Origin of the sequence: Ruegeria sp. HKCCD7255 (genome assembly GCF_013031565.1) — a bacterium.
In the GTDB taxonomy this organism is placed as follows: Bacteria; Pseudomonadota; Alphaproteobacteria; order Rhodobacterales; family Rhodobacteraceae; genus Ruegeria.
The window spans coordinates 1-25,678 of the sequence record NZ_WQAG01000016.1; the positions used below are offsets into that span (position 1 = coordinate 1).

The window sequence follows — 25,678 nt, forward strand, 5'->3', positions numbered from 1 at the left end:
TCGAGCAACCTGCGTTGGAGTGATAACGAGGCCAAACAGCTCGCAAATGCCTTCTGAGAGCGCAGAGCGGTCATCTGACAAAAACACGCGGATGACCGCTTCGAGCCCAAAGTTACGGGTGCTGCAAACTGAACCAAAAGTCCGCTATCAGTCGAACAAAGCAGGGCGGCCGAAGCAGGAAGTTGATCCGATTGGTTTTGTCTGGCATGAATTGAGCTGGTGGGCTCGGACGTTGGTATGAGCCCAGAGAGCCCATTTTATCGGACAATGAAGCAACCGCAAACTCAGTACGCATTCGCAGACGACATTGCCATCGCGTATCAGGTGATTGGCGATGGACCTATAGATGTCGTGTATAGCCAAGGTTGGCTTACTAACATCGAATATGCTTGGCAAAGCTCGCACTATGCGAATTTTCTGTCCAAACTCAGCCGGTTTTGCCGATTAATTTTCTATGACAAGCGAGGGACCGGTCTTTCTGAGCGCAATGTTGGCTTTCCGACGCTGGAGCAACGCATTGAGGACATCACCGCTGTGCTCGATGCCATTGGTTCAGATCAGGCAGTATTACTTGGTGTATCAGAAGGCGCCAACATAAGTGCACTATTCGCAGCTACTTACCCTGAGCGCACACGAGCTGTCATTCTGAGTGGAACATCAGCCAAAGGTAGTTGGGCACCTGACTACCCTTGGGCGCCGACGCTGCAGGCTACCGAAAATACGATCAGCTATCTACGCGAAAACTGGGGAAGTGCATTTGGGCTCGATGAAGCCGCGCCAAGTATGGCAAAAGATGCTGAGGCATGTGAGTGGTGGGGCGGCTACATGCGCAATTCAGCAAGTCCAAAGACTGCCGAGCTGATAACACGATTAAACGCGGAGCTCGACATTCGAGAAGTCTTACCACTTATCGATGCTCCCACGCTCATAGTTAATCGCGAAAATGATATCTGGCACCCAAAAGATGAGGCGCGATTTGTGGCCGACCTTATTCCCAATTCAGTTTTGAAATTCGTTCCCGGCGTTGATCACCTGGTCTGGTATGGAGATCAGGACCGGGTGATAAACGAAATCGAAGAGTTTGCGACGGGGCAAAAAACCGTCACTCCGAGCGAGCGGGTGCTACTGACGATATTGATGACAGATATCGCAGGTTCCACAGAACTGGCCGCCAGTTTGGGTGACGACCAATGGCGTGCCTTGTTAGACCAACATGATGAGATCGTGCGTCGACAGCTGGAAATCTACGATGGTTCTGAAATCAACACTACGGGGGATGGGTTCATCACCGCTTTCAAAGGACCGACGCGTGCCATTCAATGTGCTCACGCAATAAACTCTGACTTGGCCAAGACCAAGTTAAAAGTGAAGGCCGGTATCCACACTGGAGAATGTGAGCGACGTGGCGGTGATATTGGGGGCTTGGCAGTTCACATTGCCGCGCGAATTTTGGACACTGCATTACCGAGCCAGATACGGGTTTCAGGCACAGTGAAAGATCTGGTCGTTGGCTCCAAACTCGAGCTTGCATTCATCGAAAAGCAACCACTCAAAGGTTTGCCAGGAGAGTGGTCATTGTATGAAGCCCAACAGGAACTTCATTGAAGCTGATCGCGAAGACTAATTGATGGATTGCCGAGCGCTAGGTTGAGTTGGTTACTTTCAACCCCTAGCGGCTTTCCTGGGTAAAGCTGACCTTGTGCAACACGCTCTGTATGACAGAAAAGTCCGCATAGCAGTCGTTAACGCCAGATGCAGCGAACGAGGGCACCGAGCCCATTTTGACAAATGCTGCAGTGTGAGCCAACGGCCGCTTTCTATGAGCGGACCAAAACGTGACAAAATTAGAGGCTTTTTTGCCAAGGGTTTGTGGCACAAGAATATTCAACGGTTCCGGTTTGATCGTTCACAGTGACAAAAGCCACCCGTTTTTGGCGCTTAAGTATTAGCAGGGGGTAATTGCCCAAAGTGCAAAGTGATGGGAGCGCGCTACCCTGAAGTGCGCTCTGGTACTGCTTAAAGGCATCGGTCGAAACATCGTCACTGTTTTCGTGCTATGTTTTGAACAGCGCTTTTGCTCCCGCTAAGCGGAGCAAAAGCGCATTATTTCTTCCCGAGGATCATATCTTCAGTGAAGTGAGCCAAGGCGAAAAGCGGGTCGCTTTTGCCCAGGTCAAGGTATTTGAGGCTGAGACTGGGGCTATAGCCAAGTGGCTGGTGGGTCAGTCCGGTTTTTCGTTTCGCCGCATACATTTCCGCGACTTCAAAAAAATCAGCGTCATTCAACTGGCCGTTTTCAAGATATTGCGCAGCGATATGGTGCCACTGCCAGCCTTCGCTCTCGCTATCCGTCCGGCGCCTGATGCTCCAGTGCCCAAGTAGGGCTTTGGTCAGAATCTGGTTTTTTGACCTGACCGGGTAATGCGCAATTTTGATATCATCGAAGGATGCTGGCTGAATTGCGACCCCATCACGTTTGAGCGCATGCGATCCAGCGGTGACACGGCTGTATCCGATGTTCGGTGCGGGCACGGTTGTTTTTCTGAAAGGTGGTCGTTCTTTTATGCGCCGGTGCTGGATGCGCAAAGCGGGGTTCGACATCGATAGATCGTCGTGCACTGTTGGAACAAAGGTTGTCCATTCGAGTGAGATGGGATCACTGCAACCAAGCAGTGTCCCGCGAAACACATCGATCTCGGCACTAATCAGTTCGTCACCGTCCAGAAGGACGACCTGTACAGGGTCGTATTCAAGGGCATGGGCTCTCAGGAAGCCATTGATAATGCTGCGCTGGATATGGCGCCCGCGGGTGTCAATCCGTACCTCGACGCGCCCTGTTTCGGCTGCGAGCGCGCGAAGGATATCGACCGTACCGTCCAAGCTTCCATTGTCAAATATGACCATGTGGTCGAGATATTGCAGGTTGTGTCGTACCATCGCTTCGATGATATCTGCCTCGTTTTTGACGACGCTGAGGCCTAGAAGGGGGTATGTTGGCATCTCTGAGTCCGCTAGAGTGTCGTTCGATCAGGTTTTTAGCACATCAACGTTAAGAAACTCGGCAAAAGCCTCGAAGGCCTCTGGATCGTCTTCCGTAAGCCGGTCCAAGCATTTGCAGGCCAGATCGACCGCGCCCAACACGCTAAATGCCAAAATGGCCATTTGTTTGACCAATTCGGTGTCAAATTGATCAAGGCGGACCGGGTTTTTCACAAATACAACATCCAGATCCAGGATTTGGCTGGGACGAATCTTCCCGCTGAGCTTTCGGGTAAATCGCGAGAAAATCCGACGGCGGTTCACGGTCGCAAACCGGAATGGAATAAGGTCAAATTTCGTCAGTTCATTTTGGATGTCGGCGAAGCTTGGTTGCTCCTCATAAAACGACATGAGAGCGACTTCGGTTTGTAGCATCGCTGTCTGAGACAGCAATCGACCTGCGTTCTCAAAAACCTCAAGCTCACCCCCCTGAATGTCGATCTTCAGGAAGTCCATTCGATCCACTGCGTCAAAGGCGTCAAGCCTTACGGTCGAGACAGGTATTTCCGTTGCGCGCACTGCTTGTTTTCCCCACCACGGTCCGAAATAAGAGCCGACCCACGGGCAGAGCTTCTTTGTGGAAGACAAACCGGTAGCTGGTGTCGCATAGAGCGTTTTGGGCCTGCCATCTCCGACCGCATTTGGGAAATATGTCTCGTTCGGGCCCTTATTGGCGTTTAACGTGTCAAGCGACTGGCGGTCGGGTTCGAAACCGATTAACTGTGCGCACCCGCTCTTGACCAATCCGTCATAGGGTGGCGTCTCAGTGATCGGACTCGCACCGACATCGACCACCGTTGTCTGTAACATCGGATCGACAAGCTCGACGAACGTTTTGATTGTGTCTGGCGTCACGTTCGAGTTTTCTGTTTACGGCAATACGCCCTTAGAATTTAGCACATCTTACGCGCCAAGTTTCTTGTTGCAACAGGAACTGACCAGGGACAGCGCCCAAGCCGCCGAGGCGTGGCCTAAAGACAGCAATTCCTTGCCGTTTGTGTTCACTCTGAATTACAAATTCTGATATGTCGTTTTATTCCAACCGGTTCTGGATTTTCATCAGGTTGCATTCAAGGACCTCAGCGGGGGTGTGATAGCCAAAACTCATACGTTTTTGTCACGGGCGATAACGATAGTACTTGACACTGCTAACTCGTTTAAGCGGACTTTGGCGGAACTGCAGCGAAATCTCACTTTGTCCGCAATGCAGTCGTTCAATGAATTTGGCTGAGCGACCGCTTTGAGCCCGGAGCAGGCATCCTTCTTGTAAAAAAACACCAGAGATTTGGGACCTTGGCAGCTATGCTGCCGGACTAATGTTTTGGTTGAAGCAAAAGACGTTGTTCGGATCGTATTGGGCTTTGATCTGCGCTAGCTTAGCATAGTTCGGACCGAAAGCTCTTTTGGTTAATTCCAGGTTGTCTTCTCCATGCCCAGGAAAATTCAGATAAATGCGTCCTTCGTGATCCCATTTGGCCGATTCTTCCCAACCCGCTCGTGACCACGCAATGTTCGCGGCATCTTCCTTGGAGTCCAACCAGACGGCATCGAGCGAATACATCCACCCCATTGATCGGTCGCCGAAGGCCGTTGCATCGGATGGCACGCGAGAGACAGCTCCGCCAAAGTTCCAAAGTGACGAAAGTGAGTTTGCTGAGGGCGCCGCTCCGGCATCCGCCATTGCATGGTCGATCATCTCATCGGGCAATTCCGAAAGATAACGTGCCTTCCAGTAACAGCGGAAATCTCCCGCTGGCATCAGTTCATCAAACAGTTGCTGCACGTCGACATAATTCATCCGGCCTGAGAAATCGGCGGCCATCGGTCCAAGCTCTCGCAAAGGTTGGAGCAATTTATCACCCTCTGTGGCGTCGCCGTTGTAGACGCACGCCAGGGTAAAGACTTTTTGCCCCCAATACTCTTCGGGAAAGTCCTCTCCTTCTGCCGCTGTCGAAAACTCGCACAACGACCCGATCACACCTTCATGTTCTGAGACGAAGTCGCGCCAGAAGCGGATTGGCTCAGGGCCGGCTGAAAGCGGATAGATGGGGGCCGCGAACATGACCTCCGGCCCAATGGGGAAAAGCTCGAACTCAAAGGTTACAACGACGCCGAAGTTGCCGCCTCCGCCTTTCAGAGCCCAAAGAAGATCGGGGTTTTCTTCGGCGTTTGTGCGAACCACAGAGCCATCCGCCGTTACGACCTCCGCGGCTTTCAGGCAATCGATTGAAAGTCCATGCTTGGCTCTTAGCCATCCGATTCCGCCTGAAAGCGTCAGGCCCGCGACGCCTGTGTCAGAAATCAAACCACCCGGAGTGGCCAGCCCGTGTTTCTGGGTTTCGCTATCGACATCTCTCCACAAAGCTCCGCCTTGCACGATGGCCCGCTTTTGATCCGGGTCGACCGTCACGCCGCGCATTTCGGAGAGATCAATCATTACGCCATCATCGCAGACCGCATGACCCGCTACGTTGTGGCCGCCCCCGCGAATTGCAATCGGAAGACCCTGCTCACCTGCAAACCTTACCGCGCGGCACACGTCCTCGGTATTCCGGCATCTGGCGATCACGGCGGGTTTGCGGTCGATCATTGCGTTCCAGACCCCGCGTGCATCGTCATATTGGGGATCGCCTACGGACATGACTGTCCCGGTGAGTTTGCCCTTAAGCTCTTCGATTGATGTGTTCCGGACGTCCATTTGGCTCTCCCATTCGCGATCTACTGCTCAAGCATCGCCGAAAGGTAGAGCGCGCGGGAGTGGCAAATTGGACCAACTCGTGCCAAACTTGCCAGCAGACAGGGTATTATTGGACAAAACGATGCAGAATTTGACCAACGCATCAGACCTACCCAAGCGAAAGCCGCTGATTTTGCTCTTAGCGACGCCGGAAACCTCGGCCTCGGTTCTTTATGGTCTCTACGACGTCTTGTCGTCGGTTGGTGCCGTATTCCCCGACATGGTCAAGGGCGAACCCGAAGCCGAATTACTGGATGTCAGAGTTATCTCCTCAGATGGTCGTCCCTTCAGCTGTGTGGGTGATGTTCCAGTTCGTCCGCATGCATCTATCGCCGAAATCCAGTCGTCGAACACGGTACCAGACGCGGTCATCGTCAGTGACACATATATTTCGATTAAGGGTAACCCAACCGGTCGGTATCCGATCGAATGTGCGTGGCTTCGCAGTTTGCATGAAGCAGGTGTGCTTCTGACATCAGTTTGCTCTGGCGCGCTCGTGCTTGCAGATGCGGGGGTGTTGGATGGGTGCGAGGCGACTGCCCATTGGGCCTATCGAGACATGTTTCACCGCTATTATCCGAAGGTCACATTTAGAGAATCCGATGCGCTTTGTTTGAAAGATCAAGATTATGGTGTGATTACCGCCGGTGCAGTTTTCGCCTGGCACGACCTCGCCTTCTATCTGATCGCCCGATATTGTGGGTACCGTCACGCGATAGACACGGCGAAAGTGTTTCTGATGAGCGAACACCTCAATGGTCAATCGCCTTATCTGGTCATGACCCGTTCGATGGATGCCAAGGACGCGGCAATAGCCGATTGCCAGTCGTGGATAGCCGAAAACTATGATGCCCCGAACCCGGTCGAGAATATGGTCAATCGATCCGGTTTGGGAGCGAGAACCTTCGCAAGGCGGTTTCGTTCAGCGACCGGTTACGCGCCGATGGACTATGTCCAAGCGCTTAGGGTGGAAGAAGCGAAACAGTCGCTCGAACGTGACCAGCGCCCGGTTGAGGATATTGCGATTTCTGTTGGCTACGAGGATCCCGCCTCATTTCGACGGCTTTTTAAGAAGCGCGTCGGCCTCACTCCAAGTGCGTACCGGAAGAAGTTTCAAGGGCTTTCGCCTATTGGTGCGGCAGGTGCAATCTAAAGTCGACACAGTGCGTATTAGAACCGTGCTCTATCATCAAAGACATATCCATATTCACGCATCCTGTAAGTCTGCGCGGTTACTGCTGGAAGATACCGCGCCGACGTCAATCTTTTTTGAACAACAGAGTCGCTTGCGCAGAAAGTCATTCGGAAGCGCCACCCGTGGTCGCGGCTTCGAAAGGTTGAGTGTTCCAGACTAATCAATATTCGTTTTGCTTGTTGCAGCGCTTGGATTTGCTAAGCTCTTAGTCGGAGGGTCGCGATGCGTTCACGGATTACTACTCTGATGTTTGTAGATATGGTCGGATATTCCGCCATGATGAACGCTGACCAAGACGCCACAATTCAAGCGGTGCGGGAGTTAAAGAACCATCAGCTTGAACCCGTCCTCTCAGATTTTGGAGGCGAAATCCTCAAAAGAATGGGTGATGGTTGGATCATCGCGTTTTCCTCGATAAGCGCTGCTTTGGACAGCGCCATTCAAGTTCAGACAAATCTCTACGGCCATCGAAAACTAAAGCTCAGGATTGGCTGTCATTTGGGCGAGATTGTTGAAGACGAAGACGACTTTTACGGTGCTGGGGTAAACATTACCCAGCGCATCCAGACGGAAGCGCCTCCAGGTGGCGTGATGGTTTCGGAAGACCTTTTTCGGCAATTGTCTGACGACCGTGCGAAGCTACTAAACGAAGCTGGCACGTTCAACTTAAAGAACATCTCACAACCAGTAAGACTCTACCAGTGGCGTCCGGCTCCTGGATCTCAACGCAAACTGGATGACGTTCCATCCATCGCGGTTCAAGCCTTTGAGTTTGCCCCAGTCGACGCGGAAACCGAGGCCATAGCGGGCGATCTGCGGGATCAATTGATCGTCCGGGTGTCACGGCGCAAAGGCGTCTTAGTTTTTGACGCTTTGAGCAAAGCCGTTGACAAAGCAACCTATGATTTACGCGGTCGAGTGCGGATGGCTGGGGGGCGTGGACGCTTCACAATCACCATGACTTCTCGAGAAGATGCCCGGCCGGTTTGGTCGCAAACCTACGAAGCTCCAACCGATGATGTGTTTGCCTTCTGCGATGAAGTGCTCGAATTAGCGGAAGGGGACCTGCGCTTACAAACCAACGCTTTCGATGGAGACCGACTGGTCGACATTCCGCTTGAGGAATTGAGTGTCTCGGAGCTCCGGGCCCGGGCGGCCAATGAATACTACAAAACCACCATGGAAAGCTGGTCATATGGGCTTGCCTTGATGGAAAGGGCCATTTCTCTGAATCCCTTGGACGGAGTGTCTCTGTGCATGCGGGTTGAGGCGCAAATTATGCTCTTCGGTGCGCGGTATCAGCCATTACCAATCGAGCTTCAAGCGGCCTACAAAGAGGATCTCGATACGGCGGTTATTCAATCGCCGCAAAGTGACTACGTGTTTTGGACGAGAGCGGTCTTTCGCCTTGTAGTCTTGGACGATGTTGAAGGAGCGCGTGCGGATTTGAAGCGTAGCGCTGAACTAAACCCTGCGTATCTAGAAAACTACGAACTGGAGGGACAGATTGCGATGCGGGAAGGCGACTTTGATGGCGCGGATGCTGCCTTTTCCCGTTTGATTGAGCGCGGCGCGCAGAACCCTCTTCAGCCCTATCGATTGTTTATGCGAGGCGTGGCCCGTTTTTGCGGAGGAAACTACGAAGGTGCAGCGCAAGACGCTTCAACCGCCTCGGATTTGCGACCCAATGAAGCGGGTCACCTGAAACTACGTGCCATGGCTTTGAGAGAGATGAGGCTCGAGGACCAAGCCGAGGAATGCCTTCAAAGAGCGCGGGAGCTTTCGACAGACCCAATGGTAACGACCAAATTACCGGTTATGCCGCCTGACTTTCATTGGATGTCGAAGCAACTCAAACCTGGAGTTTTTTACTAGAAGGTAAGTCTCAAGAAAGCAGAAATTCAGCTTTTATAAATGTCCCCTTCGTCCGCTGAGCAGTCAATCAGAAAACCCGCAGCGAACGACGGCTCTGAGCACAAAACGCCGAATGCTGCAGTCCGGGCCAACGACTGTTACGCGCAGAAAGCGGACTTTGCAAAGTCTAGCTTGAGCCCAAAACGAACGTGCGCTGAATTCAAACGGAATTGACTTTCCCGGTTTTCAGAAAAAAGGGTTGTGAGTTTTCTGCTTTAACTCGGAGTATCCCAAAACATACCAAGGTGGGAGGATTTGTTATGAAAACAGCGGTTGTGACTGGCGCCGCGGGAGGGATGGGGCAGGCCATCTGTCGCCAATTGCAGACGAACGGGTTGCATGTGATTGGTCTGGACCTCAAAGAAGAGGGCCTCGTCGAGCTGGCATCAAAATTAAGTTCGGACTTCACGCCTATTTCCGTTGATCTAACAGATCCTTTGTCCGTGGCTCAAACGTTTGAGCGCATTAAGACAGCCCATGGCAGTCTGGATGCTTTGGTAAACAACGCGGGCACCTGCTTCATGTCTGACTTTCCGCACATTCCGCCCGAGGAACTCGAAAAGCAGATGGCGATAAACTTTAACTCTGCATTCCACTGTTGCCAGCAGGCGGTTCAGTTGATGTTGGAACGCGAAGGCATCAAAAAGATTGTAAATATCTCATCGAATGGAGCTTACAATTTCGATGTGTTCGACCCTCCCCATTACCGGGCGTCAAAAGCGGCGATGGATACACTTACGAAAGACCTTGCCCGTCGATACGCGCAGGAAAAAATCTGTGTAAATTCTCTGGCACCTGCCATGACTGAGACACCGTTGTTCAATGTCTTAACCAAGGACGTCTTGGAGAAAGCCATTAATGCTATGCCGCATGGCCGCGCGATGCTGCCCGAGCAAATCGCCGCTTGGGTCGGTTTTCTAATTTCGCCGGCTGGTGATGTCTCCAGTGGGAATGTGATTGTCCTGAATCAAGGGCGCGACGTCAGATAACTCCTAGGCGCACCGTTGCCTTTATGGAAAATGGTCCATGGGGTGGGATCAGCTGTAGACTTCTGGTGCTTTTTTCAGGACAGGCCATTGCTTTGGACAATGCCCATAGATTACGAACGCATCTCGCTCGGATGCCAGACGCATCAACCTGTCTGCGCTGGCAATCGCTGCATCCTCGTCCCAAGACCCGGCAAACTTCTCGTCGATTTCTGCTGGTCGGGAAATCGCATCACTGGTTAGTAAAACCGTCCCCGACGGGAGATCGACCATTACCGCGATCTGACCAGGCGCATGACCGGGTGCCATCAAAACGAAGATACCTGGCCCAATCTCTACGTCGTTATCAACAACCAGGTAATCCTGATCGGGCCATTCCAAAGGCCGCATATCGCCCCAGTACAACGGGCGGGGTAAGGCTCGCTCCGCAGCAGAGATAAGAATTGGACTGCTTGGAAAGTCGCCCAATGCACCGATATGGTCGATATGGGTGTGCGTACAAATCTGTAGTGTAATGTTTGAAGGAATAAGCCCAAGTTTTGCCAGCTGTGCGCATGGAAGATTGTCTGGTTCGCACTTCAGAACCTCGCCAAACTCGAACAATCGATCTTCTTTGACTGCGGCGTCAGTGGCGGTGGCATATTTTTCGGGGAACCCGGTATCGATGAGTATTGCTTCTCCCAAATCTGTCCGGATCAGAAACCCGCAGATACCAATTATGCGGCCAGTGGAATGGACCTTGAACAGCCCGTAGTCCAAAACCGCAAGGTCAATCGGTCGCCCTTTGACAAATCCCTCTGCTTGCACAGAATCTCTCCCGGATTGACTACAAGGATTTTGAGTAGAGCATGAAAGTCAAGATACACACACTTTTTCAATACCTATTGGATACTACGGAAGCGGATCCAGATGCGTTCGTCGGGTTTTCCTTGTCAGAGTCGCCGCGTTTGGGTGAGTTCATGGATGCGCTGGATCCAGCGCTGCCGTTGGATTGGAACCAAAAGAGTTTTCGGGGTCTGCCTGCTTTACGACGACATGTCTTGGATCGCGCCGGCTTGTCTGATGTTTGCAAGCCAGACGACGTTCTGATCACCGCCGGCGCCGCGGAAGCCAATTATCTTGCATTCATGCAATTGGTCCAACCGGGCGACGAAGTCGTAACGGAACGCCCGGGCTGGCCACAAGCGGGCGTATTGGCAGAGGCAGTTGGCGCGACGCTAAAAGTTGTCGACCGGGAAGAGAGTGCTGGTTGGGTATTGCCGCTCGACAAAGTTGAGGCCGCAGTAACAGAACGCACTCGACTGATCTTTATAACCAACCCCAATAATCCCACCGGGCAGTTGACGACGCAAGCAGAGCTTGAAAGGCTTATTCAAATTGCAGATCGCGTCGGCGCATGGCTGGTTGTTGATGAGGTTTATGCAGGATTGGAGTGGGTCGGATCCCGTGCCCCTTCGATTGCTGGTTTGTATCCTAGGGGTATCACGACAGGCAGCGTTTCTAAGGCATTGGGGCTCCAAGGGCTGCGAACCGGCTGGATGGTTTGCCGTGATCCCGATTTGATTTGGGATGCCATCATTCTGCGGGAAAACTCTAGCGAGATTATGAATATTCTCGGCGAAGTCATCGCCGAAATCGCCTTAAGGCCTGACCGATATAGCCAGGCTTTGAAAACTGCGCGGGCAGCCGGGATGAAAACGCTGGAACGCTTGGATCGGTTTGTTGCCGATCAACCCGGCCTCGATTGGGTCAAACCTCAGGCTGGATTGATTGGTTTGGCAAGGCTCGATGGGATAGATGGCGATGTTTTCGCCAAACGCTTACTAGCAGATCCCTATCGGACGTTTCTCTTACCGGGCTCGTCTTATGGGATGCGGAACCACATCCGACTGGGTGTGGGGGGAGGTGCTGCTGCCAACCTTGACCTTGGCCTAGAGCGCATGGGCGAACTGTTGGCGAACTGGTAGATTTAGGACACTCATTTCGACTTCTCGGCCTGCAACGCCGGTCAAAAAATGCTACCCGATCAAAGCTGACATTGAGCGTCTTGATGGTGCAAGTTCACCCGCCATGTGCTGACAGCTTTCTGTCACTCTCCGTCGACTGCGAAGCGGACAACGCTGACCTTTTGCGCTTACTTCGATGCGAGGTTTCGGAAAATGATTGCGCAACGCAACAACAATGCCCGGACCTTGTACTTTACCAATCTGGAAAACGTGTCGTGACGTAGCTGGGGAGCCAGACTGAAAACAGCCGTTTCAGCGTGGATCTCAGTACAATGCCCACTGTTATTTTCGCGGGGCTTCCATCCATTGGAGAGTAGCCAATCGCTTGCCGTGTTTCGTTGATATTCCAGCGCATCCCCGGGTTATCTGACATTAGGTTTAGGGCTGCGAAGGAAATATCCTTGGCATCTATTGCGGCGCGCATTCCGCTTAGAAAGTCCCGATCACTCAACCACATTTCCTGACCCCACCGACCCATCGCCATGTGTGTGCCGGGTTAAGCCTGCATCAGAGAGGCGTAATCGCTGTAGAGCTTGTCGACCGGGAAGTTTGAGCCAAACATGACCCTCTCAGGTCCGAATTGTTCAAGACAGACTTCGATGATCGGGCAAATACTGTCTGGCGTCCATTTGTGATCGAGCATGCCCAGACCGGAGAGCTTGCACGAGACATGCAGTAGATCGGACAGCGCGCACAGTCTCTGAGCCCAGTCGTTCAGGCCCGCCGGGCTGCGGTCATGCGGTGAGCCTGCGTGGCACAGGGCAATTTTTGTATCCGGAGCCTGCGCCAAAACCCCTGCCGTTTTCTCCAACAACTCAGGAATGAGCTGCAGATCAAAGCTGAGACCGCGCCGTCCGGCCTCCTGCAGCCCGACCAGAAATCGCGGATCGTCCAGCAAAAGATTGGTACCTGTCTGCACGTCCTCTCCGGGTGCCCGGCCAACGATCTGGCGCACGCCACGCACAGTTGGAAGGTCCTGACACGTGTCAAGCTGATTGGGCAGGTCGGTCGAGGTCAGGTCGCAGAACACAACCTGCGCCATCGGCCAGTCTGGATTGGTATCAGCGACGGTTTGGACCCACCGGGCTTCGTCCAGACCGTTTTCGGCTCCTACCTGGATATGGATCGAAGCACCGACTCCGTATGGTACGGCTTCGGATCGGAACTCGCGCAGCATATAGTCTCGCTGAATCAGCGTCGGGTCGCCAAAGAACCTTTCCACTCCGCGTGCCATCAGCCACGGATAGTGCACCGCCTCAAGGTCCCAAAGGTGGTGATGCGCGTCGATCCAGTCGGTCATGTCCGCGGTGCTTCCGCCATGCGCCCAAGAATATCTACGCCCTGTTGTTTCCAGAAATGCAGCAGGTCGATAAAGATCCAGTTTTCGACCAGCTTGTCGCCCTCGCGACGATAGATGTCGATCACGCGGAATTCACCGGCCTTGTCGGTGGCGGGCATGCCCATGAACCCGCCGGTGGGCCGCGCCGTGAAATTTGGCCAGCCAAAAAAGCCGCCATAGTGGCCTTCAGCCATGCGGCAGATGTGTTTGGTCTTTGAACGGTCCGTGAAGGATGCGCGGAACGGGCCTGAGTGCTGCTTTGCATAGCGCTCGATCGTATAGGTCGCACCGATCCCGGCAGGGCCCCACCAGATCATGTCGTCATGCCAGGTTTGGGTGAGTTCATCTTCGATCGAAAGACCCGACTGCCAGGTACCCAAATCGCCGATCATGGCATTTATGGCGGCAAGCGTGGCCTGACCCTCAGCCTCAGGTGCATCATCGTAGAGCAATCCATCGTGGGTCAGCGGGCCGGGCTGTACCAGATGCGCCGCTGTCTGTGGCGGGAAGGGGTTGAGCCCTGCCTGCATCATCAGGTGCGGAATGTCGAAATACATCGCGGTTTCCACGATGCGGCCATTTTCGACCTTGTTGAACTCGCAGTACCGCAGAAAAGTCATCTTTCCGGTAGGCGCGATGCCCAGCCAGGGCCGATCAAAGAGGCCCATCAAGTGACCCATCGATACTACCCAGGTGCCTGTGAACCCGTCCAACTCGTTGCGCCCTGCAAAGAAGATGTCCTGCCGCCGTTGCATCCGTGTCAGTGAAAGGCGCAGCGGCGTCCAGAATTTTTCAGCCGGTGCGTCCGGTCCGGTCAATTCGCCAAACGGATGGAACCCGCGCCAAAGCGCATCGGGTGTCATTACTTCGGAAAGTATCGATCCGATTCGATCCGGAGAAGTACCGTCCAATATAGTATAAAGGTCTCGAACGACTTGTTTTTCTTCCTGAAAGCTCACAGCTTTTTCCCGAGTTTTTCGCCTGTTTGCAGCATGTGTACTTGTCGATCCAAACCTTGCATGTCCAGTACATTCGCAGACGAAGGCCACGCACTTGTGAATTCAGGTACAGTCGAACCACGCATGTTCAGGCGGTAGGACAGGGCTGTTCTGGTCGCAGTCCCGAACACCTAAAGGGACGCAACCCGGCGCAAGTTTTCGAGCAGCCAAAAGTGGAGCGGACTGTTGGCATTGCGTGCGTGTCGAACAGCTTGCAGTTGAAAACCGCCGTCCTCAATCGGCAATGGTCTGTGGACGATATCGAAACGTTGTCCATTAGCTTGGGCGACACGCTTGGGCAGAGTTACGACAAGATCCGATTTTTCGATGATCGAGAGCGCCGAAAAAAGCGAAGGAACGACCGTGCGAATATTTCTTTTGTAGCCTTGAATTTGCAACGCTTCGTCCACCCTGTTTCTGATCAGACCGTGGGGCGACACAAGCAGGTGGTCCACTTGCGCCATGTCATCGAGTGTCGGGTTTGCAGTCAACAGAGGGTGGTCGCGGCGACCAGCCAGAACGTAGTGCTCTGTATAGAGGTCCTCGACAACAAAAGACGCCTCGCTTTTTTGTGGAATATCAAAGTATCCAATGGCGAGGTCGATCCGTCCCTGCACAAGAGCGTCGAGTGCCTCGCTATAGACGAGTGGATAAGCCTGTACATCAATGTTTGGGCTGAGATTGCGCATTTCGGCAACAAGCTTTGGTATCACACTCGTCAGTTCGTAATCGAACGCGCCGATCCTGAGGTCGGTCGCAGTGGAAAGTGGGTCGAATTTTTCCGGGTCTTCGAGCGTTTCTGAAAGCAGCCGTACAATCCTGCGAATTTTGGGTTCCAATTCCTGCGCCAGAGATGTCGGTTCGAGCCCGTGCGCGCGGCGCAGAAAAAGCGGATCCTCATAGAGCATGCGAAGTCGTTTCAGGGCATGGCTGACAGCCGGTTGGGTCAATCCCATCTCGCGTGCAACCTCTGTTGCTTTGCGATGCCGCATAAGGCTGAGGAAGATCAACAGCACCGTTGTGTCGATCAATCTCAAATTAATTTTGTTTATATCTACCATAGAACGATTTCATTATACTGAATATCGTGCTTCGTCTAGTCTCTTTGCATACGTATGCACGGCGACCCATCAGGGAGGGACTCAATGGCCGAGATTCAACTTCGCAACGTTGGAAAGCGTTGGGGTTCGTTTGTCGGGGTCGACAATTTCGACCTGACGATTTCCGACAAAGAGTTTCTGGTTCTTCTTGGTCCATCAGGCTGCGGCAAAACCACGACGATGCGTATGATCGCGGGTCTGGAAGATGCCAGTGAGGGTGATATTCTGATCGACGGCGCCCGTGTCAACGATATGGAGCCCAAGGATCGTGACGTCGCGATGGTGTTCCAATCTTACGCTCTGTATCCGAACATGAACGTTTACGAGAACATCCGGTTCCCGTTGAAGGTTCGCGGCATCGACCCCGCCACGCATGACGAAAAAGTGCGACGTGCATCCGCTATGGTCGAACTGGACGACTTCCTGCACCGCAAGCCCGCAGAATTGTCGGGCGGTCAGCGCCAACGTGTTGCGTTGGCCCGTGCCATCGTGCGGGAACCGAATGTATTCCTGATGGATGAGCCGCTGTCGAACCTCGACGCAAAGCTGCGCGTGTCGACCCGTGCGCAGATCAAGAACCTCAGCCATGAACTGGCGGTGACCACGATCTACGTGACGCACGACCAGATTGAGGCGATGACGCTGGCCGACCGTGTGGTGGTAATGAAGAGTGGTGTTGTGCAGCAGGTTGGCAGCCCGACCGAGATTTACGACACCCCGGCTAACACCTTTGTGGCCAGCTTTATTGGTAACCCGGCCATGAACCTGATGGAAGGTGAGGTTCGGAACGGTGTTTTCACGGCTAAGAACGTCGAAATCTCTGGTCTGAGCGCACCGGATGGTGCGATGACATTGGGTTTCCGTGCCGAAGATGCCGATCTTGCCGTGGAAGGGCAGGGGCAGATCAACGCGCCTATCTACACGCAGGAATTGCTGGGCGACGCCACAATGATTTCGGTTCGCGTCGGTGGTGCCCTGGTATCGGTGAAAGCGGACAAGAATTTCCGAGCAGAGATCGACGACATGGTTTCAATCTCGGTTCCAGCTGAAATCTGCCATCTGTTTGACGGCAAGACCGGTGCCCGGATCTGAACACGGCCCCGCTTTATGATCGGGGACAAACCCCGGCGTTAGAAACTCATGCGTGAACGGGCCACGCACTCAAAAAACTCAGAAAAACAAGGAGACAGAAATGTTCCTGAGAAAAATCGCTACTGCAACCGCCTTTGTGGGCCTGATGGGTTCGGCAGCCTACGCCGCCGACTGTGGGCCGGAAGGTCAATCCATTCGAATTCTCGCCAGCGACTTCCCGGCAATCCACGCAGTCGCGGGAGCCGCCGAAGCCAATTGCGGTGGGGCTGCAGCTGAATTCAACACCAACCACACCACCGAAGCGCGCTCAATCATGAACGCCGCTCTGACACCGAACCCGTCGGAATATACATCGGTGATCCTGGCCAACTCGACGCTGACCCAGCTGATGAACGACGGTCTGGTGCGTCCGCTGAACGATCTGGTTGAGAAATACAAGGACAGCATCCCGCCGAACCTGCTGATCACCATTGATGGCAACGTTATGGCCGTGGCCTTCATGGCCAACTCGCAGCACCTGTTCTCGCGCAAGGATATCCTGGAACAGGCCGGTGTAGACGGCATTCCGGCGACTTATGAAGAAGTTATCGAAGCCGCCGAGAAAATCCGCGCCGCCGGTATCATGGAGCATCCGATCGCGATGAACCTTCAGACCGGCTGGAACGTGGGCGAAGTGTTCAACATGATCTATCTGGGTCATGGTGGCGACTTCTTCGAGCCAGGCTCTGCTGAACCTTCGATCAATAACGAAAAAGGCGTGGCTGCGCTGGAAACTATGAAGGCCCTGGTGGAATACGCCCACCCTGACCACTTGACCCACGCGTCGAACGAAACGCAGGGCCTGTGGGAATCCGGTCAGGCGGCTCTGGCCGTCATGTGGGGTTCGCGTGGTGCACCGATTCTGGATGACGAAGGGTCTACCGAAGAAGTGACCTCGAACACGGTTTTGTCTGCTGCGCCAACAGTTGGTGGCGGATCGATCCCCGCAGCCACATTGTGGTGGGACGGTATCACCATAGCATCCAACGTGTCGGACGAAGAGGCAGAGGCAACCTTTGCTGCACTGATCAGCGGCCTGACCCCGGAAATGGTTGCCGCAAACAACGATGATGCCGTCTGGCTGCTTGAAGGGTTCAAGCCCGGACCGGCGGCGGCGGGTGTTGCCGCAACCGTACAGGGTGGGGCGAAGCCATATCCGATGATTCCGCAGATGGGTCTGCTGCATGCGGCGCTCGGCTCGGAACTGACGGATTTCCTGAAGGGTGACGAGAGCGCTGAACAGGCGCTGGCGGATGTCGAATCCGCCTACCGGACCTCGGCCAAAGAAGCCGGCTTCCTCGAATAACACTCCCCGACTGGAGGGGGCTTACTTGGCCCCCTCATCTTTTTCCGGACTTTAGACTGGGACGCACGCTATGAAGCACCGCACCTTTTTCTGGTTCATTCTGCCGACGCTTTCCGCAATGATCTTGTTCATTGCGCTGCCGATCGTCTCGGTCTTTGTTCAATCGCTTTTCGTCGAACACGAGCAGGTTCTGGTGGTTTCCGAAAGCTGTGGTCCATTTGGATGCACGCCAACCACGTCGGTCGATACCGAGGCCACTGCCAAGCTGCAGGAAGAACAACCGCTAGGCCGGTTCAATGGTCTGGGCACATACACCAACCGTTCGCACCTGGCCTTTGCAGAGATCGGAGAGGCGTGGGCGAATTCTGACAGTTTCGGTGATTTCTGGGCTAAGGTGTACAACCTGCCATTCTACAGCGCCCTAACATTCACATTGGCGTACACCTTTATTGTCACGCCGCTGGTTTTGGCCCTTGGGTTGGCAATTGCTGTAGGTGTCAACAACCTGCCGCGTGCGCTCAAAGGGGTTGCGATCTTCATTTCGCTTCTGCCGTTTCTCGTTACGCCGCTGGTTGGCTCGTTGATCCTGTTCTGGATGGTCGATGGCGACGGCGTTATCGGAGCCACCATTCAGCGCATATTCAATGACCCGTCTCTGAGCCTGAAGGCCTCGACGGCGCTGACATGGACAATGCTGATGGTCTACGGCGTGTGGCATACCCTGCCGTTCAGTTTCATCACCTTCTACGCAGGTCTGCAAACCGTCCCCGATGATACGATGGAAGCGGCACAGATCGATGGCGCGACGAAGTGGCAACGCCTGATCCACGTGATCGTGCCGCACCTAATGCCGCTGGTTTCGTTTGTGACGCTCATGCTGATCATGGATAACTTTCGGGTTTTTGAGCCGATCGTCAGCTTCAAGGCCGAAGCCCATGCACAGTCGCTTAGCTGGATCATCTTCAACGACCTGCGCGAAAGCGGCAATCCGCTCTATGCGTCAGCAGGTGCAACCTCGCTGATTACCATCATCCTTGCGTTGATCCTGATGTCACCGGTGCTTGTTCGCACCTGGCGCGACTTCACCCGTAAATCTCACTGAGGACACGACATGGCGACCAAAGCACAATCCCGCATGACCCCGCTAAAGCTGTTCTCTTACGGCTTCGTGGCCCTCTGGCTGATAATTGCCGCCTTCCCGTTCTTCTGGACCTTCTGGGGCAGCTTCAAGGTACAGGCCGACTTCTTGTCCAAGGCCGACTGGATGAACGCCCTGACCGGTGCCAACACGATTGAGCAAACCGGCAGTGCCTTTACCGGTGCCGGCTATCACGGGGCATGGGTTCTGGAAGATTTCTGGTTCAACTTCAAGAACACCGGCATCGTGGTTTTCTTCACCGTGCTCATCTCGCTGACCTTCGGAACGCTCGGCGGTTATGCGTTGGCGCGGTCCGGTTTCCGCTATGCGTTCTGGATCCTGATGGCCGCACTTGTGTTCCGCGCTATGCCGCATATGACACTGGTCTCGGGCTATTTGCTGTGGTTCTTTGAATGGAATGTTTGGGGCATCCTGCCGACAACCATCATCGTGCTTGTGGCTATCAATCAACCCTTTACCCTGTGGATGCTTCACTCGTTCTTCAAGAACATCCCCAAGGACATGGACGAAAGTGCCATGGTCGATGGCTGCACCCGGTTCCAGGCCTTCCGGCATGTAATCGTCCCGGTCATGTGGCCCGGCGTGATTACCACCGGTCTGTTCAGTTTCCTGCTGGCCTACAACGACTTTACCGTGGCCGTGATGCTTCTGAGTGAAGAGAACGAGACCATCATTCCCGCCATCAACAGCTTCATGGGCACCACCCAGGTTGAAGGCAAGGTCATGTACGCGGTCGCGGCCGTGGTTTCGGCCACCGCACCACTGTTTGTCCTGATCCTGTTCTTCCAGCGCCAGATCGTCAGCGGTCTGACGGCAGGGGCGGTCAAGGGCTGATGAGTGCATCTGCAAGACATAACGCAGTTGGGCGCCACCCGGCGCTCAACCGGATGCCAAGGGATTTTCTGACGGCCGATTAACCCTCCCCGTCCACACAGAAAAACTCTTGGCAACCGGATAAGGAATAGAGACATGAAGGGTTCCCGCCCCGAACAGGCCGTGCTGACACGCGACACGGACATGAGCAAAACCGACCAGACCCGCGCGGTGATCGAAGGGATGGTCGATGGGCTGAACGACCACCGCATTGACGACATTGGCGAGTTCTTCACGGAAGGGTTTCGCTGGATGGGCAACCAGGGCTGCGGCACCAAGACCGGGCTCAAGGAATTTCAGGAAAACTGGCAGCGCCCATTCCAGGCTGCGTTTTCCGACAAGACCTGCATCGACGAGGCCCGGCTTTACATGGGTGAATGGGCTGCGGCCTTTGGCCGGCAAGAGGCAACCCATTCCGGTGAATTTCTGGGCATTGCGCCCACCGGCAAGCGGGTCGAGATCCGCTATATGGATTTCTGGAAAGTCGTCGACGGCAAGATTGTCGACAACTGGGTGAATGTCGATTTCGCCCATGTCGCCGCTCAACTGGGCGTGGACCTATTTAACGGCGAAGGCTGGGAAACATTCGACCGGGGAGAAAAGACTCCGCCTCGGCCCGACAATTGAGGATTAGGACAATGGCTATCGAATATTTGAAACGCGGCAAACCCGAGGCAGACCGGGCCGAGGACGATGCCAAAACCCGCGCCGTCGTTGAGGCGACGCTGAAAGACATCGAAACCCGCGGTGATGCGGCTGTGCGCGAATTGTCGGAGAAGTTCGACAATTACTCGCCGGAAAGCTTCCGCCTGAGCCAGGAACAGATTGACGAGCTGATCGCCTCGCTGTCTGAGCGCGAACTGGCCGACATCGAGTTTGCACAGAATCAGGTAATGAACTTCGCGCAGGCGCAGCGCGACTCGATGTTGGATATCGAGGTTGAAACCCTGCCAGGCGTGATTCTGGGTCACAAGAACATCCCGGTGCAGTCGGTTGGTTGCTACGTGCCGGGCGGCAAGTTCCCGATGGTGGCTTCGGCGCATATGTCGGTGGCGACGGCCAAGGTGGCCGGTGTTCCGCGTATCATTGCTTGCACCCCGCCGTTTCAGGGCAAACCGAATGCTGCCGTGATTGCGGCTATGCATCTGGGGGGCGCGCACGAGATTTACGTTATGGGCGGCATTCAGGCGATCGGTGCCATGGCGATTGGTACGGAAACCATCGATCCGGTTCACATGCTGGTGGGACCGGGCAATGCCTTTGTGGCCGAAGCCAAGCGCCAGCTTTTTGGTCGTGTCGGTATCGACCTTTTCGCGGGTCCGACCGAGACTATGGTAATCGCCGATGAAACCACCGCCGATGCCGAGCTCTGTGCGACTGATTTGCTGGGTCAGGCGGAACATGGCTATAACAGCCCCTGCGTACTGGTCACCAACTCACGCAAATTGGCCGAAGACACACTGAGCGAGATTGACCGTATCTTGGGCATCCTACCCACTGCCGGCACCGCGAAGGTCAGCTGGGAGGAATATGGCGAGATCATCGTCTGCGATACCTATGACGAGATGCTGAAAGTGGCAGATGACATAGCGTCCGAGCACGTTCAGGTCATGACCGACCGCGACGATTGGTTCCTGGAAAACATGACCTGCTACGGCGCGCTGTTCCTTGGGCCACGGACCAATGTGGCAAACGGCGACAAGGTGATTGGTACCAACCACACTCTGCCGACCAAGAAGGCCGGTCGCTATACAGGCGGTCTCTGGGTGGGCAAGTTCATGAAAACCCACAGCTATCAGAAGGTCGTCACTGATGAGGCCGCAGCGATGATCGGCGAATACGGCTCGCGACTGTGCATGCTGGAAGGTTTTGTTGGCCATGCCGAGCAATGCAATATCCGCGTCCGGCGTTATGGGGGCGTTAACGTGCCCTACGGGGAAGGCGCGGGTTATCGCGAGACTGCCGAGGTGCCCACGTGACTGTCAGGCAACCACCACAGAACTTGCGCCCGGGATCGCCCGGTCGTCACGGATTTTGAGAAAGAAGCAGATAACACAATGCGAGATTTCGCAATGGACACACATTCTACCCACAAGGCCCTGATCGCACCCTTGCGCGAGGCCATGTACAACTTTGACGAAGCTGGCGTCCGCGCCGCGCTGCAGTCGGTGATTGCACCCGATGCCGTCATTCACATGCCGCATCCATTAGGCGACTTGACCGGGCCGCAGGAACTTTACGACACTTGCTATGCGCCGCTGCTGACATCCATGCCTGATCTGGAACGACGGGATTGGATCGTGATGGGCGGGCCAACGGAACATGGCGATGATTGGATCGGCTGCGGCGGCCACTATGTTGGTACATTCGTCGCCCCCTGGCTGGACATCCCGCCGACGGGGCATCTTACCCATATGCGGTTCCACGAATTCTACCGCTTCGAAAATGGCAAGGTTGTCGAGATCCAGACACTATGGGACATTCCCGAGGTCATGATGCAGGCGAAAGCCTGGCCGATGGCCCCGTCGCTGGGGCTGGAGTTCTGCATTCCCGGCCCGGCAACGCTGGACGGCATCGTGCCCGGTCCGTGGGATGAGGCGAAATCTCAGGCCTCGTGCAATCATATCGTCGACATGCTGAACCATCTGAAGAAACACCCCAGCCAGGGTGGACCCGAAGTGATGGAGATGGAGAAATTCTGGCATCCGCGCATGAACTGGTACGGCCCCGCCGGGATCGGCACCGGGCGTGGCATCGCGGGGTTCCGCAACTGGCACCAGATACCTTTCCTGAACGGCATGCCTGACCGCGGTAAATACATCGAAGATATCACCTACCATTTCTTTGGCGACGGCGACTATGCCGCCGTCACCGGGTGGCCGAACATGATCCAGACTGTCACCCATGACGGCTGGATGGGCATTGCGCCGTCGGGCAAGAAGATCACCATGAGATCGCTGGATTTCTGGCGGCTGGAAAATGGTCTGATCCGCGAGAACTGGGTCATGGTCGACCTGCTGGATGCCTACCGCCAACTGGGCGTAGATGTCTTTGCCCGCCTGCGCGAGTTCAACAAGGTTCGCGTTCAGGGCACGATTCCGTTCCCGGTTGGCGAGGTCTGATATGCCCCAATTCCCCAGCACCCCCAGTTTCAGCCTCAGCGGCAAGCGCGCACTTGTCGCCGGAGCTTCTTCGGGCATCGGCATGGCCTGCGCCGTGGCGCTGGCGGAACATGGTGCTGAGGTCACTTTGGCGGCGCGCCGTACTGGCGCGCTGCAGGATATTGCACAGGATATGTCGGCGCAGGGATGGTCTGCCCATGTGCTTGAACTGGATGTCTCGGACGTGGCGACAACGGCTGAGGCTGTGGCGCAGAACGGACCGTTTGATGTATTGCTGAATTCGGCAGGGCTGGCCCGGCACAGCAGGGCGATTGATACCACGCCCAAAGATTTCGATGCGGTGATGGGGGTGAATGTCCGGGGCGCCTATTTCCTGACGCAGGCCGTTGCCAAGGGCCTGCTCGATGCCGGTCGTCCTGGATCGCTGATCAATATCTCAAGTCAGATGGGCCATGTCGGCGGTCGCGAGCGCGCTGTCTATTGTGCGTCGAAATTCGCGGTCGAGGGCTTTACCAAGGCCATGGCGCTTGAGTTCGGACCAGGAAAGATCCGGGTTAACACGATCTGCCCGACCTTCATCCTGACCGAGCTGACCAAGACCACCTTCGACGATCCGGACAAACGCGCCTGGATTCTCGAAAAGATCAAGCTTGGCCGCCCAGGTGAGATCGAGGACATCATGGGCGCGGTGGTCTACCTGGCCTCGGATGCCTCGGCGCTGGTGACCGGCACGGCGATGATGGTGGATGGAGGATGGACAGCAGACTGATGGTTGCGCAGAAAGTCACATCGGCAGAAGTTGCCCGCCTTGCTGGTGTAAGCCAGTCGGCGGTCAGCCGGGTGTTCACGCCCGGTGCCTCGGCCTCTGCCAAGACCATCGAAAAAGTGCGCAAAGCCGCGAAAGAGCTGGGGTATCGTCCCAATGTTCTGGCGCGGGCCATGGTGTCGGGCAAAAGCGGCATCATCGGGCTGGTGGTCGCATATTTGAACAACCAGTTTTACCCCGAGGCGCTTGAAAAGCTGACAAACACGCTGCAGGAGCGTGGATACCACGTGCTGATTTTCATGGCTGCGCGATCGGCCGGAAATGTCGACAAAGTCGTCGAGGAAATCCTGGATTTTCAGGTTGACGGCATCATTGCCGCCTCGGTTGCATTGTCTTCGGACCTGTCCAATCGCTGTCGTGCGGCCGGTATCCCGATGGTTCTATTCAACAGGGCTCAGGATGATCGAGACATGTCGGCAGTTACTTCTGACAACATTGCCGGCGGGCGCAAGGCGGCCGAGTTTCTGCTGGCCGGGGGGCATCGGAAAATCGGCTATATTGCCGGTTGGGAAGGCGCCTCGACCCAGCGCGACCGCGAGGCCGGTTTTGTCGCGGCCCTGCACCAAGCTGGCGTGATGCTACACAGCCGCGAGGTTGGCAACTTTGGGGCGGAAGATGCTCGGGGCGCAACCCGCAGGATGTTTGCCTCGGACCCGCCGGATGCTGTCTTCGTCGCCAATGATCATATGGCGATTGCGGTGATGGACTCGCTCCGGTTCGAGTTGGGCCTGAATATCCCCGAAGACGTTTCGGTGGTTGGGTATGACGACGTGGCCGTGGCCGCGTGGCCGGCCTACGATCTGACAACTGTGCGCCAACCCGCCAATCGCATGGTCGCTGAAACCGTCGATATTCTGCTCCGCAAGATCGAAGAATCCGACGCTGAACCGCGCCGCGTCGAGTTTGACGGGCCTCTAATTGTTCGCGGCTCTGCACGCATACCTGAAGGATGGAAGACATGAAGGGATTTGATCCCAAGTTCAAAGATTTTCCCGACTATATCATCGGGATCACCAAGGAAATCTGGGAAGATCGTGGGATTGCCACGCTGCATCACTATTATTCCCCGGACATCGTCGTGCGCTCACCCGCGTCTGTGGTCGTCGGCAACCAGGACGTGATCGCTGCAACCATGGCGACCTTGGCCGAATTCCCCGACCGCACCCTTCTGGGCGAGGATGTGATCTGGTCGGGCACACCGGAAGAGGGCATGCTGTCCTCGCACCGCCTGCTGTCCACGGCAACGCATTTGGGCGACGGCGTTTATGGCAAGGCGACTGGCAAGAAGCTGACCTATCGCATCCTGGCTGATTGCCACGCCATCAATGATCAGATCAACGATGAATGGCTGATCCGCGACCAAAGCGCGATTGTCCAACAGATGGGCTGGGATCCCAAGGAATACGCCCGCGACCTGATCGCCCGCGAGGGCGGACCTGACGCCTGTATTCAGCCCTACACGCCCGCAAACGATCAGCCTGGCCCTTATAAAGGCCATGGCAACGACAACGAATGGGGCCAAAAATATGCCGACATTCTGACCCGGATCATGAATGCCGATATGGGTGTGATTGAGGAAGAGTATGACCGCGCCGTCCTGTCGGAGTATCCCGGTGGCACCACAGGACATAGCTGGGGCCCGGTGGATCGGCTCTGGATGGGTTTGCGCGCTTCTTTCCCAAATGCCGAGTTCAAAATCCACCATCAGATCGGACGGGACGATCCCATGATGCCACCCCGCGCCGCGATCCGCTGGACGCTGCACGGCAAGCATGACGGCTGGGGTGTGTTCGGCGTGCCGACCGGGGCCGAGGTGTTTGTGCTGGGCATCAGCCAAGCCGAGTTCGGTCCCTGGGGTCTGCGCAAGGAATACACTTTGTTTGACGAAACCTCGATCTGGAAACAGATACTGTTGAAAACCGGCGATCTCTGAGAATGTCGCTCCGT

The 25,678-nt window shown here is 55.1% G+C and carries 22 protein-coding genes; 15 read left to right on the plus strand and 7 right to left on the minus strand.

The annotated features are described in order from the left end of the window. Positions 1-267: 267 nt before the first annotated feature. Positions 268-1,605 (plus strand): adenylate/guanylate cyclase domain-containing protein, encoded by a 1,338-nt coding sequence (locus tag GOX45_RS20295; protein ID WP_171103528.1) that lies wholly within the window; start codon positions 268-270, stop codon positions 1,603-1,605. A 498-nt stretch (positions 1,606-2,103) separates the two neighbouring features. Here GOX45_RS20295 and GOX45_RS20300 read toward each other — a convergent pair whose 3' ends face one another. The 3 genes from GOX45_RS20300 to GOX45_RS20310 form a co-directional block, all read right to left on the minus strand. Then, entirely contained in the window at positions 2,104-3,000 is an 897-nt protein-coding gene (locus GOX45_RS20300) for a glycosyltransferase family 2 protein (RefSeq protein ID WP_171103531.1), read from the minus strand. A 27-nt stretch (positions 3,001-3,027) separates the two neighbouring features. After that, complete coding sequence (locus GOX45_RS20305) at positions 3,028-3,894, minus strand: FkbM family methyltransferase (protein WP_171103533.1); 867 nt, start codon at positions 3,892-3,894, stop codon at positions 3,028-3,030. Between the two features lie 445 nt (positions 3,895-4,339). Beyond that, entirely contained in the window at positions 4,340-5,737 is a 1,398-nt protein-coding gene (locus GOX45_RS20310) for an FAD-binding oxidoreductase (protein ID WP_171103535.1), read from the minus strand. Positions 5,738-5,858: 121 nt separating this feature from the next. On the opposite strand from GOX45_RS20310, the gene GOX45_RS20315 reads away from it, so the two are divergent. From GOX45_RS20315 to GOX45_RS20325, 3 genes are all read left to right on the plus strand, one after another. Then, a complete protein-coding gene (locus GOX45_RS20315; protein WP_171103537.1) occupies positions 5,859-6,929 on the plus strand; it encodes a GlxA family transcriptional regulator in 1,071 nt (356 codons plus the stop codon). Between the two features lie 264 nt (positions 6,930-7,193). After that, complete coding sequence (locus tag GOX45_RS20320; protein ID WP_171103540.1) at positions 7,194-8,846, plus strand: adenylate/guanylate cyclase domain-containing protein; 1,653 nt, start codon at positions 7,194-7,196, stop codon at positions 8,844-8,846. 299 nt (positions 8,847-9,145) lie between these two features. Continuing rightward, positions 9,146-9,874 carry an SDR family NAD(P)-dependent oxidoreductase gene (locus tag GOX45_RS20325; protein ID WP_171103542.1) on the plus strand — a complete coding sequence of 243 codons (729 nt, stop codon included), beginning with the start codon at positions 9,146-9,148 and terminating at the stop codon, positions 9,872-9,874. A gap of 48 nt (positions 9,875-9,922) precedes the next feature. Here the strand turns inward: GOX45_RS20325 and GOX45_RS20330 are convergent, their stop codons facing one another. After that, positions 9,923-10,630 carry an N-acyl homoserine lactonase family protein gene (locus GOX45_RS20330; RefSeq protein ID WP_174838952.1) on the minus strand — a complete coding sequence of 236 codons (708 nt, stop codon included), beginning with the start codon at positions 10,628-10,630 and terminating at the stop codon, positions 9,923-9,925. Between the two features lie 89 nt (positions 10,631-10,719). On the opposite strand from GOX45_RS20330, the gene GOX45_RS20335 reads away from it, so the two are divergent. Further along, positions 10,720-11,838, plus strand: a complete 1,119-nt coding sequence (locus GOX45_RS20335; protein ID WP_171103546.1) for a pyridoxal phosphate-dependent aminotransferase — start codon at positions 10,720-10,722, stop codon at positions 11,836-11,838. A gap of 535 nt (positions 11,839-12,373) precedes the next feature. Here the strand turns inward: GOX45_RS20335 and GOX45_RS20340 are convergent. The 3 genes from GOX45_RS20340 to GOX45_RS20350 all read right to left on the minus strand — a co-directional run bounded on the left by GOX45_RS20340 (position 12,374) and on the right by GOX45_RS20350 (position 15,275). Beyond that, positions 12,374-13,177 carry an amidohydrolase gene (locus GOX45_RS20340; protein WP_171103549.1) on the minus strand — a complete coding sequence of 268 codons (804 nt, stop codon included), beginning with the start codon at positions 13,175-13,177 and terminating at the stop codon, positions 12,374-12,376. Further along, positions 13,174-14,079, minus strand: coding sequence for an ester cyclase (locus GOX45_RS20345; RefSeq protein ID WP_371809001.1), 906 nt, complete (start codon positions 14,077-14,079; stop codon positions 13,174-13,176). The genes GOX45_RS20340 and GOX45_RS20345 overlap by 4 nt, the downstream gene beginning before the upstream one ends. Before the next feature lie 266 nt (positions 14,080-14,345). Next, positions 14,346-15,275: a LysR family transcriptional regulator gene (locus GOX45_RS20350; RefSeq protein WP_171103553.1), complete on the minus strand. Its 930-nt coding sequence runs from the start codon at positions 15,273-15,275 to the stop codon at positions 14,346-14,348. An 84-nt stretch (positions 15,276-15,359) separates the two neighbouring features. On the opposite strand from GOX45_RS20350, the gene GOX45_RS20355 reads away from it, so the two are divergent. From GOX45_RS20355 to GOX45_RS20400, 10 genes are all read left to right on the plus strand, one after another. Further along, entirely contained in the window at positions 15,360-16,406 is a 1,047-nt protein-coding gene (locus GOX45_RS20355; protein WP_170525360.1) for an ABC transporter ATP-binding protein, read from the plus strand. A gap of 100 nt (positions 16,407-16,506) precedes the next feature. After that, positions 16,507-17,751: an ABC transporter substrate-binding protein gene (locus tag GOX45_RS20360; protein ID WP_171103560.1), complete on the plus strand. Its 1,245-nt coding sequence runs from the start codon at positions 16,507-16,509 to the stop codon at positions 17,749-17,751. 70 nt (positions 17,752-17,821) lie between these two features. Continuing rightward, entirely contained in the window at positions 17,822-18,853 is a 1,032-nt protein-coding gene (locus GOX45_RS20365) for a carbohydrate ABC transporter permease (protein ID WP_170815427.1), read from the plus strand. A 9-nt stretch (positions 18,854-18,862) separates the two neighbouring features. Next, positions 18,863-19,744 (plus strand): carbohydrate ABC transporter permease, encoded by an 882-nt coding sequence (locus GOX45_RS20370; RefSeq protein ID WP_170525366.1) that lies wholly within the window; start codon positions 18,863-18,865, stop codon positions 19,742-19,744. A 135-nt stretch (positions 19,745-19,879) separates the two neighbouring features. Then, positions 19,880-20,410, plus strand: coding sequence for an ester cyclase (locus GOX45_RS20375; RefSeq protein WP_170815426.1), 531 nt, complete (start codon positions 19,880-19,882; stop codon positions 20,408-20,410). Positions 20,411-20,421: 11 nt separating this feature from the next. After that, entirely contained in the window at positions 20,422-21,762 is a 1,341-nt protein-coding gene (gene hisD / locus GOX45_RS20380; RefSeq protein WP_171103562.1) for a histidinol dehydrogenase, read from the plus strand. Between the two features lie 93 nt (positions 21,763-21,855). Next, entirely contained in the window at positions 21,856-22,905 is a 1,050-nt protein-coding gene (locus GOX45_RS20385) for an ester cyclase (protein ID WP_171103563.1), read from the plus strand. A gap of 1 nt (position 22,906) precedes the next feature. Then, positions 22,907-23,674, plus strand: coding sequence for an SDR family NAD(P)-dependent oxidoreductase (locus tag GOX45_RS20390; RefSeq protein ID WP_171103565.1), 768 nt, complete (start codon positions 22,907-22,909; stop codon positions 23,672-23,674). Then, positions 23,674-24,693 (plus strand): LacI family DNA-binding transcriptional regulator, encoded by a 1,020-nt coding sequence (locus tag GOX45_RS20395; RefSeq protein ID WP_171103629.1) that lies wholly within the window; start codon positions 23,674-23,676, stop codon positions 24,691-24,693. Before GOX45_RS20390 ends, GOX45_RS20395 begins: the two co-directional genes overlap by 1 nt. After that, on the plus strand, positions 24,690-25,664 hold the full coding sequence (locus tag GOX45_RS20400) for an ester cyclase (RefSeq protein ID WP_171103567.1): 975 nt from the start codon (positions 24,690-24,692) through the stop codon (positions 25,662-25,664). The genes GOX45_RS20395 and GOX45_RS20400 overlap by 4 nt, the downstream gene beginning before the upstream one ends. Positions 25,665-25,678: the final 14 nt, after the last annotated feature.

Excerpts from the sequence above, each read along its gene's own strand:
- GOX45_RS20320 (WP_171103540.1), top strand. The coding sequence starts at position 7,194 with ATGCGTTCACGGATTACTACTCTGATGTTTGTAGATATGGTCGGATAT.
- GOX45_RS20300 (WP_171103531.1), bottom strand. The coding sequence starts at position 3,000 with ATGCCAACATACCCCCTTCTAGGCCTCAGCGTCGTCAAAAACGAGGCA.
- GOX45_RS20315 (WP_171103537.1), top strand. The coding sequence starts at position 5,859 with ATGCAGAATTTGACCAACGCATCAGACCTACCCAAGCGAAAGCCGCTG.
- GOX45_RS20340 (WP_171103549.1), bottom strand. The coding sequence starts at position 13,177 with ATGACCGACTGGATCGACGCGCATCACCACCTTTGGGACCTTGAGGCG.
- hisD (WP_171103562.1), top strand. The coding sequence starts at position 20,422 with ATGGCTATCGAATATTTGAAACGCGGCAAACCCGAGGCAGACCGGGCC.
- GOX45_RS20395 (WP_171103629.1), top strand. The coding sequence starts at position 23,674 with ATGGTTGCGCAGAAAGTCACATCGGCAGAAGTTGCCCGCCTTGCTGGT.
- GOX45_RS20355 (WP_170525360.1), top strand. The coding sequence starts at position 15,360 with ATGGCCGAGATTCAACTTCGCAACGTTGGAAAGCGTTGGGGTTCGTTT.
- GOX45_RS20360 (WP_171103560.1), top strand. The coding sequence starts at position 16,507 with ATGTTCCTGAGAAAAATCGCTACTGCAACCGCCTTTGTGGGCCTGATG.
- GOX45_RS20310 (WP_171103535.1), bottom strand. The coding sequence starts at position 5,737 with ATGGACGTCCGGAACACATCAATCGAAGAGCTTAAGGGCAAACTCACC.
- GOX45_RS20295 (WP_171103528.1), top strand. The coding sequence starts at position 268 with ATGAAGCAACCGCAAACTCAGTACGCATTCGCAGACGACATTGCCATC.
- GOX45_RS20390 (WP_171103565.1), top strand. The coding sequence starts at position 22,907 with ATGCCCCAATTCCCCAGCACCCCCAGTTTCAGCCTCAGCGGCAAGCGC.
- GOX45_RS20370 (WP_170525366.1), top strand. The coding sequence starts at position 18,863 with ATGGCGACCAAAGCACAATCCCGCATGACCCCGCTAAAGCTGTTCTCT.
- GOX45_RS20400 (WP_171103567.1), top strand. The coding sequence starts at position 24,690 with ATGAAGGGATTTGATCCCAAGTTCAAAGATTTTCCCGACTATATCATC.
- GOX45_RS20335 (WP_171103546.1), top strand. The coding sequence starts at position 10,720 with ATGAAAGTCAAGATACACACACTTTTTCAATACCTATTGGATACTACG.
- GOX45_RS20345 (WP_371809001.1), bottom strand. The coding sequence starts at position 14,079 with ATGACACCCGATGCGCTTTGGCGCGGGTTCCATCCGTTTGGCGAATTG.
- GOX45_RS20350 (WP_171103553.1), bottom strand. The coding sequence starts at position 15,275 with ATGGTAGATATAAACAAAATTAATTTGAGATTGATCGACACAACGGTG.
- GOX45_RS20385 (WP_171103563.1), top strand. The coding sequence starts at position 21,856 with ATGGACACACATTCTACCCACAAGGCCCTGATCGCACCCTTGCGCGAG.
- GOX45_RS20375 (WP_170815426.1), top strand. The coding sequence starts at position 19,880 with ATGAAGGGTTCCCGCCCCGAACAGGCCGTGCTGACACGCGACACGGAC.
- GOX45_RS20325 (WP_171103542.1), top strand. The coding sequence starts at position 9,146 with ATGAAAACAGCGGTTGTGACTGGCGCCGCGGGAGGGATGGGGCAGGCC.
- GOX45_RS20365 (WP_170815427.1), top strand. The coding sequence starts at position 17,822 with ATGAAGCACCGCACCTTTTTCTGGTTCATTCTGCCGACGCTTTCCGCA.